Raw genomic sequence first — 2,395 nt, 5'->3', positions numbered from 1 at the left:
AGGTCGACAAATCACAATTGGCAATCCAAAAATCTCTGGAAGAGCTTGAAACTTTGAAGAAATCTCTGATGCAGGAGTATTTTGGCTGATATTCTGCCATTGTAATTACGGTAATGATTTGTTATAATACAACAAAGGAGGAAATCAGATGGTCGTAAAAACAAGAAAACAAGGAAATTCAATCACCATTACGATTCCAAGTGAATTTAATATTCCAAGTGGTGTTAAATACGAAGCTAAATTGTTACCAAGTGGTGAGATTATCTTTACTCCTGAAGAATTGGGGCAGCAGGTTTCTTATGTATCTGATGATTCCTTTGACTTAAATTTAGATAAAATATTTGACGAATACGACGATGTTTTCAAAGCTTTGGTGGAAAAATGACAATCTATCTAACAGAAAAGCAAATTGAAAAAATAAATGCTTTAGCAATTCAACGGTATTCTCCAAATGAGAAAATTCAAACAGTTAGTCCTTCTGCCTTAAATATGATTGTGAACTTACCAGAACAATTTGTCTTTGGGAAGCCTCTTTATCCAACAATTTTTGATAAAGCAACGATACTATTTGTCCAATTGATAAAGAAGCATGTTTTTGCTAATGCTAATAAAAGAACTGCTTTCTTCGTTTTGGTCAAATTTTTACAATTAAATGGCTATCGTTTTTCTGTAACGGTAGAAGAAGCAGTAAAAATGTGTGTAACCATCGCAGTAGAAGCTTTAACTGATGAAAAAATGACAAGCTACTCCAAATGGGTTTCTGAACATTCTGTTAGAGAAAAGGTCAAAAAGTAACCTAGTATGCTGGATTTGAATGAGCATAAGAAAATAAATGAACAGACAATATTAGAATTCTGTAATGCAGAAACTGATATTGTCTCTTTTTATTGATGAATAAGAAAGTGAGAAATTATGGAATCAAAAGTTACAATTATCATGCAAGAAATGTTACCTCTTTTAAATAATGAACAATTACTAGCGTTGAGAGAGAGTTTAGAACATCATCTAGTAGACGGAAAAAAGCAGCAGAAGTATTCGAATAATAACCTGTTGCAACTATTTATTACCGCCAAGCAGGTAGAGGGCTGTAGCTCAAAAACAATTCGTTATTACCAGAGGACGATTGAAAACTTGTTTAATGGTATTAAGGAGTCTGTGACACAACTCACAACAGATGATTTAAGGAGTTATTTAGCAAATTACCAGTCTGAAAAGGATTGTAGTAAGGCGAATTTAGACAATATTAGGCGTATATTGTCTTCTTTTTTTGCTTGGCTTGAGCAAGAGGAATATATCATTAAAAATCCCATTCGACGGATAAAGAAAATTAAGACTGAGCAAAATGTGAAGGAAACTTATACTGATGAACATTTGGAAATTATGCGCGATAACTGTGAAAATTTGAGAGATTTGGCAATAATAGACCTACTAGCATCGACAGGTATGCGTGTAGGGGAGCTTGTACAGTTGAATCGTTCAGATATTGATTTTGAAAACAGAGAGTGTGTTGTCTTTGGTAAAGGAAAGAAGGAGAGACCAGTATATTTTGACACTCGTACGAAAATTCATTTAAGAAATTATCTTAACGACAGAAAAGATAGTCACCCTGCTCTTTTTGTAACACTAGTTGGAAAAGTCCAGAGGCTTGGAATTGCTGGTGTAGAGATTCGCTTAAGAAAGTTAGGAGAGAAACTCGGTATACAAAAGGTTCACCCACATAAGTTCAGAAGAACTTTAGCGACTAAGGCAATTGATAAAGGTATGCCTATCGAGCAAGTCCAAAAACTGCTAGGTCATAGCAAGATTGACACAACCCTGGCCTATGCCATGGTCAATCAAAATAATGTCAAGCATTCACACCAAAAATTCATCTCTTAAAAGCAAATCCCGATATTCCGAGGAGGTGGTTGCATGAAGAAAGTGAAATTAGGGGAATTAGTTTCTATTCAAACTGGTAAATTGGATGCCAATGCTGCAGTTGTCGGAGGTAAGTATCCATTTTTCACAACAGCAAAAGAAATTTTGTGGATTAACGATTATGTTTATGACGACGAAGTCGTTTTAGTTGCAGGAAACGGGGATTTAAATGTTAAGTATTATAAAGGAAAATTTAATGCTTATCAAAGAACTTATATTTTGAGTAATAATTCTAATGTAAAAATGAAATATCTATACTACTTTCTTGATAAGTATATAGAGATTTTGCGCTACCAGTCAATTGGAGGAGTAATAAAGTATATTAAATTTAATAATTTATCAAATGCTCTAGTTCCAATGATGAGTGTTTCTGAACAAGAAAATATTATTCAGAATTTTGAGAAAATAGATTATCTAATTTCAAAAAGAAGTCAGCAATACACGGAATTATCAAACCTTGTCAAATCCCGATTTAACG

The 2,395-nt window shown here is 33.6% G+C and carries 4 protein-coding genes and 1 pseudogene; all 5 read left to right on the top strand.

Features of this window, described 5'->3' with window-relative positions; translation table 11 throughout:
• Positions 1-89: pseudogene (locus HT723_RS10825) on the top strand (type I restriction endonuclease); the annotation flags it as partial.
• A gap of 59 nt (positions 90-148) precedes the next feature.
• On the top strand, positions 149-385 hold the full coding sequence (locus tag HT723_RS10820; RefSeq protein ID WP_138703493.1) for an AbrB family transcriptional regulator: 237 nt from the start codon (positions 149-151) through the stop codon (positions 383-385).
• On the top strand, positions 382-795 hold the full coding sequence (locus HT723_RS10815; protein WP_023941843.1) for a type II toxin-antitoxin system death-on-curing family toxin: 414 nt from the start codon (positions 382-384) through the stop codon (positions 793-795). The genes HT723_RS10820 and HT723_RS10815 overlap by 4 nt, the downstream gene beginning before the upstream one ends.
• Positions 796-912: 117 nt before the next feature.
• Positions 913-1,878 (top strand): site-specific tyrosine recombinase/integron integrase, encoded by a 966-nt coding sequence (gene xerA, locus HT723_RS10810; RefSeq protein ID WP_172935188.1) that lies wholly within the window; start codon positions 913-915, stop codon positions 1,876-1,878.
• A gap of 33 nt (positions 1,879-1,911) precedes the next feature.
• A partial coding sequence (locus tag HT723_RS10805; protein ID WP_172921954.1) for a restriction endonuclease subunit S occupies positions 1,912-2,395 on the top strand: 484 nt, incomplete at its 3' end.

Origin of the sequence: Streptococcus sp. 2106 (assembly GCF_013277315.1) — a bacterium.
GTDB classification, from domain to species: Bacteria; Bacillota; Bacilli; order Lactobacillales; family Streptococcaceae; genus Streptococcus; species Streptococcus pseudopneumoniae.
The sequence above is the reverse complement of the archived record's forward strand: the minus strand, read 5'-3'. Positions and strand labels throughout refer to the sequence as shown.